The 6,272-nt window shown below is 63.6% G+C and carries 6 protein-coding genes and 1 riboswitch; all 6 genes read left to right on the forward strand.

Translation table 11 applies throughout. The features are described from left to right. Positions 1–154 precede the first annotated feature (154 nt). The 6 genes from QMX97_RS24605 (at position 155) to QMX97_RS24630 (ending at position 6,123) form a co-directional block, all read left to right on the forward strand. On the forward strand, positions 155–1,777 hold the full coding sequence (locus QMX97_RS24605; protein WP_106805711.1) for a methyl-accepting chemotaxis protein: 1,623 nt from the start codon (positions 155–157) through the stop codon (positions 1,775–1,777). Between the two features lie 167 nt (positions 1,778–1,944). Beyond that, positions 1,945–2,046: riboswitch (guanidine-I (ykkC/yxkD leader) on the forward strand. A gap of 59 nt (positions 2,047–2,105) precedes the next feature. Then, positions 2,106–3,173: a putative urea ABC transporter substrate-binding protein gene (locus tag QMX97_RS24610; protein WP_065899418.1), complete on the forward strand. Its 1,068-nt coding sequence runs from the start codon at positions 2,106–2,108 to the stop codon at positions 3,171–3,173. 12 nt (positions 3,174–3,185) lie between these two features. Beyond that, positions 3,186–4,001 carry an ABC transporter permease gene (locus QMX97_RS24615; RefSeq protein ID WP_120447837.1) on the forward strand — a complete coding sequence of 272 codons (816 nt, stop codon included), beginning with the start codon at positions 3,186–3,188 and terminating at the stop codon, positions 3,999–4,001. After that, on the forward strand, positions 3,998–4,762 hold the full coding sequence (locus QMX97_RS24620; RefSeq protein WP_282397771.1) for an ABC transporter ATP-binding protein: 765 nt from the start codon (positions 3,998–4,000) through the stop codon (positions 4,760–4,762). Before QMX97_RS24615 ends, QMX97_RS24620 begins: the two co-directional genes overlap by 4 nt. After that, a complete protein-coding gene (locus tag QMX97_RS24625; RefSeq protein WP_282397772.1) occupies positions 4,759–5,484 on the forward strand; it encodes an urea amidolyase associated protein UAAP1 in 726 nt (241 codons plus the stop codon). The genes QMX97_RS24620 and QMX97_RS24625 overlap by 4 nt, the downstream gene beginning before the upstream one ends. 9 nt (positions 5,485–5,493) lie before the next feature. Next, positions 5,494–6,123: an urea amidolyase associated protein UAAP2 gene (locus QMX97_RS24630; protein WP_065899422.1), complete on the forward strand. Its 630-nt coding sequence runs from the start codon at positions 5,494–5,496 to the stop codon at positions 6,121–6,123. The last annotated feature ends 149 nt before the right edge of the window (positions 6,124–6,272 follow it).

The raw sequence follows: 6,272 nt of genomic DNA on the forward strand, positions 1-6,272 counted from the left end.
TGGGGAGAGCGTGTTTAGTCTGCTCGAAGCTTTAACGATTCAGTAAATTTCTCTGGCTCGAAACTTTGTCGATTGCGATGATGTCACTATGACATCGCACAACGCCAGGAAGGCTCTAGTGTGCGCCCTTCGCCAACATCTGCGGATTCGAGCCATGAAAATTTCCACCAAGCTGCTGCTGTCATTTCTACTGTGCGCGCTGGTCACCCTCGGGGTCGGCCTGCTGGGGATCAAAGGCGTCGTGCGACTGGCGAGTGCGCTGGAGCTGACGTTCTCCAATAATCTGGTCTCCGTCAGCAACACGGCCGCCACCCTCAATGGCCTGGTTGCGCATAACCGTGGTTTGTACCGCCTGCTGGATGCCAGCAAGGGCGACGTCGCCGCGCAGGACCGCAACCGTGTGCGCGACGACATCAGCAACGAACTCAAGCGCAGCCAGGCCGCCTACGCCACGTACCGCGCCACGCCGCTGGAGGATGACGAACGCGCGGCAGGCGACAAGCTCGACCAGCTCTGGCCGACCTATGTCAGCAATTCCGAACGCATCATCGCCATGCTCGATGGCGGCCAGGTCGAGCAGGCCCGCGCGCAACTCAACAGCAGCAACAATGAACTGTTCCGCCAGGCCCGCGACCTGATCCGCGTGATGATCGACTCCAACAACCGCCAGATCCAGGAAGGCGCCGTCGCCGCCGATGAACTGCGCAGCAGTGCGTTGACCTGGATGATTGCCGGCATCGTGCTGGCCTTTATCATTGCGATCATCATTGGCGTGCTGATCACGCGGCTGATCACCCGTCCCATCGCCCAGGCGGTAGAAAGTGCGCAACGCATTGCCAAGGGCGACCTGACCCAAGCCATCCTCACCGAGCGCACCGACGAAGCCGGGCAACTGCTGATGGCACTCGCCGATATGCAGGGTGGCCTGAAAAGCACCCTGGTGGAAATCGCCAACGCCGCCGACCAGCTCGCCTCGGCTGCCGAGGAACTGAGCGCGGTCACCGACGAAAGCAGCCGCGGCCTGACGCGCCAGAACGACGAAATCCAGCAAGCCGCCACCGCCGTGAATCAGATGACGACGGCAGTCGACGAAGTGGCCAGCAACGCGGTGTCGACTTCAGAAGCCTCGCGCCAGGCCACCACCGAGGCTGAAGATGGCCGCCAGCAGGTCGAGCAGGCCGTGTCCGGGATGTCATCGATGGTCGACGAGATCAACGACTCCACCCAATCGGTGGCCGATCTCGCAGGCCAGGTGCGCGAGATTGGCAAGGTCATCGATGTGATCCGCGGCATCGCCGACCAGACCAACCTGCTGGCCCTGAATGCCGCCATCGAGGCCGCCCGCGCGGGTGAACAAGGTCGCGGTTTTGCGGTGGTCGCCGATGAGGTCCGCGCGTTGGCCCATCGCACCCAGACCTCGACCGTGGACATCGAAAAGATGATTGGCGAAGTGCAAGTCGGCGCCGATGACGCGGTGGCCGCGATGAACAAAAGCCTGACCTGGGCCAACAATACCCAGGCCCTGGCGCAGAACGCCGGCGACGCGCTGCAGCGGATTACCGCGAGTGTGGCGATGATCAACGAGCGCAACCTGGTGATCGCCTCGGCTTCCGAGGAGCAGGCCCAGGTGGCCCGCGAAGTCGACCGCAACCTGCTCAACATCCAGGACCTGTCGACCCAGACCGCCGCCGGCGCGCACCAGACCAACGCCTCCAGCCAGGACCTGTCACGCCTGGCCACTTCGTTCAACGTGCTGGTCAGCAAGTTCCAGCTGTAAGCGCCTCATTGCAGTGCGCCGACGCACCCGCGTGGCGCACGCTGTCCTGACCTTTACCCTCCCTCCTCGCCGGGCCGCCTGCACAGACGGGCCCCGGCGCACTTGGCACGAACCTCGCTTTGCATCTGCCGTGCAGGATTCATCACAGGTTCGCGGCACCACAATTTGCAATGGCCGACTAGGGTTCCGGCTCGCCACAAGCGAGTGGCTGGTCCGAGAGTTGGCGACCTCCAGTTGAGGTTACACGGCGGGATAAAAGCCCGGGAGACAAGCCACCGTTCGCGGTGCCGCGTTGCTCCTGCTCGCCCTTGATCAACTGGAGAAGCCCATGCCCTCAATCCGTTTACCCGCCCTCCTCGCCGCTGCGTTCGCCGCCGTGCTGAGCCTGCCGGCCCAGGCCGCCACCAAAGACCACTTCAGCGTCTGCTGGACGATCTACGCCGGCTGGATGCCCTGGGAGTATGCCGGCAGCCAAGGCATCCTCGACAAATGGGCAAAGAAGTACGGCATCAGCATCGACATGGTCCAGCTCAATGACTACGTCGAATCCATCAACCAGTACACCGCCGGCCAGTTCGATGGCTGCACCATGACCAACATGGACGCCCTGACCATCCCCGCCGCCGGTGGCGTAGACAGCACCGCGCTGGTGGTCAGCGATTTCTCCAACGGCAACGACGGGGTGATCATCAAGGGCACGGGCAAGACCGTGGCCGATCTCAAGGGCATGAACGTCAACCTGGTGGAACTCTCGGTGTCCCACTACCTGCTGGCCCGTGCGCTGGAATCGGCAGACCTGACTGAAAAAGACCTGAAGGTGGTCAACACCTCCGACGCCGATATCGCTGCCGCCTTCAACACCGATCAGGTGCAGGCCGTCACCACCTGGAACCCGATGCTCTCGGAGATCAAGGCCAAGCCCGGCGTAAGCGAAGTGTTCGACTCGAGCAAAGTGCCCGGCGAAATCATGGACATGATGGTGGTCAACACCCAGACCCTCAAGGACAACCCCAAGCTCGGCAAGGCGCTGACGGGCGCCTGGTTTGAAGTGGTCGCACTGATGAACGCCAAGGGCGCCGCCAGCACCGAGGCCCTGGAACATATGGCCAAGGCTTCCGGCACCGACCTCAAGGGGTTCCAGGCACAACTGGACACCACCAAGCTGTTTGCCACGCCCAAGGAAGCCCTGGCGTTCGCCACCAGCGCGCAACTGCCGGCGACGATGCGCAAGGTCGCCGAGTTCTCGTTTGAACACGGTTTGCTCGGCGAAGGCGCCAAGGACACCAGCGCCGTGGGCATGAGCTTCGCCAACGGCGTGACCAGCGGCGACACCGCCAACCTCAAGCTGCATTTCGACCCCAGCTACGTGCAGATGGCCGCCGACGGCAAGCTGTAAGAGGACCTGGCCATGCGCCTGATCAACCGTCATCCGGAACGCTCCAGCCGCCTGTTGTTGGTGATACTGCCGTTCGCCCTGCTGCTGTTCGCCTACTTCGTGGGCTCGGCCGAGCGCCTGGCGGAAAATCCCAACGACAAGCTGCTGCCCAGCGCCGCGCAAATGAGCGACGCGGTGAAACGCCTGGCGTTCAGCGCCGACGCGCGCACCGGGGAATACGTGCTCTGGCAAGACAGCGCGTCGAGCCTGCGCCGCCTGGCCATCGGCTTGGGAATAAGCGCCCTCGCCGGCCTGTGTCTGGGCATCGCCGCGGGCACGCTGCCGCTGTTTGGCGCGCCGTTGTCGCCGCTGCTCACGGTGCTGTCGATGGTGCCGCCGCTGGCGATCCTGCCGATTCTGTTCATCGTGTTCGGGCTCGGGGAATTGTCCAAGGTGATGCTAATCGTGATCGGCATCACCCCGGCCCTGGCCCGTGACCTGGAGCAGCGCGCGCGAGAGATTCCGGTCGAGCTGCTGGTCAAGGCGCAGACCCTCGGCGCCTCTACCTGGACCCTGATGCTGCGCGTGGTACTCCCGCAATTGCTGCCGCGCCTGCTGATCTCCCTGCGCTTGATGTTGGGCTCGGCCTGGCTGTTCCTGATTGCCGCCGAAGCCATCGCCTCCACCGATGGCCTGGGCTACCGCATCTTCCTGGTGCGCCGCTACCTGGCGATGGACGTGATCCTGCCATACGTGGTGTGGATCACCCTGCTGGCCTGGCTGATGGACTGGGGCCTCAAGGCCCTGACCCGACGCGCGTTCCCCTGGTACGAAGGAGCGCGGGCATGAGCTTTATCAGCGTCAACAATGTGTGGCAGCGCTATGGCAACCAGGTGGTGCTCGAAGGCCTCAACCTGCACGTGGCCGAGGGCGAGTTCTGCACGCTGGTAGGCACCTCGGGGTGCGGTAAATCGACCTTCCTGCGCCTGCTGTTGGGCCAGGAAACCGCGAGCAAAGGCCAGATCCTGCTGGACGGCCAACCGCTCGCTGCCGAGCCGGATGCCAGCCGTGGCGTGGTGTTCCAGCGCTACTCAGTGTTCCCGCATCTGAGCGTGCTCGACAACGTCGCCCTGGGCCTGGAACTGCCGCGTTCAGCACTGCTCGGCCGGTTGTTCGGCAAGGCCAGGCAGCAGGCCCGCGAACAGGCGAGCGCACTGCTGCACAAGGTCGGCCTCGGCCATGCGCTGGACAAATACCCGGCGCAGCTCTCCGGTGGCATGCAACAACGCCTGGCGATCGCCCAGGCGCTGATCATGCAGCCGCGCGTATTGCTGCTGGATGAACCCTTCGGCGCCCTCGACCCGGGCATTCGTAAAGACATGCACCAACTGCTGCTGGAACTGTGGCGCGAAACCCGCCTGACGGTGTTCATGGTCACCCACGACCTGAGCGAAGGCTTCAGCCTCGGCACGCGCCTGCTGGTGTTCGACAAAGTGCGCGTCGACCCCCACGCCCCCGGCGCCTATGGCGCCCGTATCACCTACGACATCCCTTTGAACAGCGAGCGTCGCAAGGCGCTCGCCGCCGAACTTGGAGCTCTTTCCAAATGACTGATTCCAACCCGCTGTTCCCGCCATTCGCCGAGGAAATGATACCCGGCGGTGGTCACCGTTCGTTCGTGCTCAAGCGCGGTCAACTGCTGCGTCTCACGGATATTCGCGGCGGCGCCAACGTCAGCCTGACCCTGCTCAACGCCAACGAAAAAACCGAGCGCCTGAACCTGCCCGACAGCCTCAAATGCCAGCACACCGCCAAGCTCACCACCGGCCATTGCCTGTACTCGGACATGGGCCGCGTACTGGCGGCCATCACCGCCGACACCTGCGGCTGGAGTGACAGCATTGGCGGCGTGTTGTGCGCCGCCGAAGTCGCCGAGAAGTACGGCCAGGGCCGCTATCAGGAACTGCGCAACGGCTTTTTCCGCAACGGCACCGACAACCTGCTGGTGGAGTTGGGCAAGTGGGGCCTGGGTCTGTCCGACCTGCTGATGACCCTCAACCTGTTCAGCCGCGTCAGCGTGGATGCCGACGGCGGCCTGCACTTCGTGCCGGGCAACTCCAAGGCCGGCGACTACATCGAACTCTACGCCCCGATGGACACCCTGGTGGTGCTCACCGCGCTGCAACACCCGATGGACCCCAACCCTGACTACGCCCCACAACCACTGAAACTCAGCTGGATGAACGCCGACCCCAGCGTCGCCGAACACTGCCGCACTTCGCGCCCGGAAAACGCGCGCGGCTTTATCAACACCGACCGTCTGTTCGCCTGAGGAGCTGCCATGTCTATCGCACTGAAACAACCGGATGCAGCGGTATACCGCGCCACCATCCCCGCCGGCGAGCCGTGGCTGATGGAGGTCAAGGCCGGGCAGACCCTGCGCATCCTCGACCTTGAGGGCAACCAGGCCGTCGACACGCTGTTCTACAGCCTCAAGAACCCACGTGAGCGCTACGACGTGCAACGCACCTTGCGTCGCCAGAACAGCGTGTACCTGGGCACCGGCAGCGTGCTGTATTCCAACCTCGGCCAGCCGATGCTGACCATCGTCGAAGACACCTGCGGGCGCCACGACACCCTCGGCGGCGCCTGCGCCCAGGAGAGCAACACCGTGCGCTACGCCCTGGAAAAACGCTACATGCACAGCTGCCGCGACAACTACCTGCGCGCCTGCGCCCACGATGGTCGGCTGGGCAAAAGCGACATCGGGCCGAACATCAATTTCTTCATGAACGTGCCGGTAACCGCCGACGGCGGGCTGACCTTCGAAGACGGGATTTCCGCCCCTGGCAAGTACGTCGACCTGCGCGCGGAGATGGACGTGATCGTGTTGATCTCCAACTGTCCGCAACTGAACAACCCGTGCAACGCCTACAACCCCACCCCTGCGGAGCTGCTGGTATGGAATTGAAAATGAGCCGTTTGCGTCAATGGTTGTTTGCCCTGTGCCAGGCCCGCGCCGGGCAGTGCCTCCACAAACGCTGAAGATCAAATGTGGGAGCGGGCTTGCTCGCGAAGGCGGTGTGTCAGCGATACATAGATTGACTGAAACACCGCATT

This window comes from Pseudomonas sp. PS01298 (genome assembly GCF_029959745.1).
Classification (GTDB): Bacteria; Pseudomonadota; Gammaproteobacteria; order Pseudomonadales; family Pseudomonadaceae; genus Aquipseudomonas; species Aquipseudomonas aylmerensis.

Excerpts from the sequence above, each read along its gene's own strand:
- QMX97_RS24625 (WP_282397772.1), top strand. The coding sequence starts at position 4,759 with ATGACTGATTCCAACCCGCTGTTCCCGCCATTCGCCGAGGAAATGATA.
- QMX97_RS24605 (WP_106805711.1), top strand. The coding sequence starts at position 155 with ATGAAAATTTCCACCAAGCTGCTGCTGTCATTTCTACTGTGCGCGCTG.
- QMX97_RS24615 (WP_120447837.1), top strand. The coding sequence starts at position 3,186 with ATGCGCCTGATCAACCGTCATCCGGAACGCTCCAGCCGCCTGTTGTTG.
- QMX97_RS24630 (WP_065899422.1), top strand. The coding sequence starts at position 5,494 with ATGTCTATCGCACTGAAACAACCGGATGCAGCGGTATACCGCGCCACC.
- QMX97_RS24610 (WP_065899418.1), top strand. The coding sequence starts at position 2,106 with ATGCCCTCAATCCGTTTACCCGCCCTCCTCGCCGCTGCGTTCGCCGCC.
- QMX97_RS24620 (WP_282397771.1), top strand. The coding sequence starts at position 3,998 with ATGAGCTTTATCAGCGTCAACAATGTGTGGCAGCGCTATGGCAACCAG.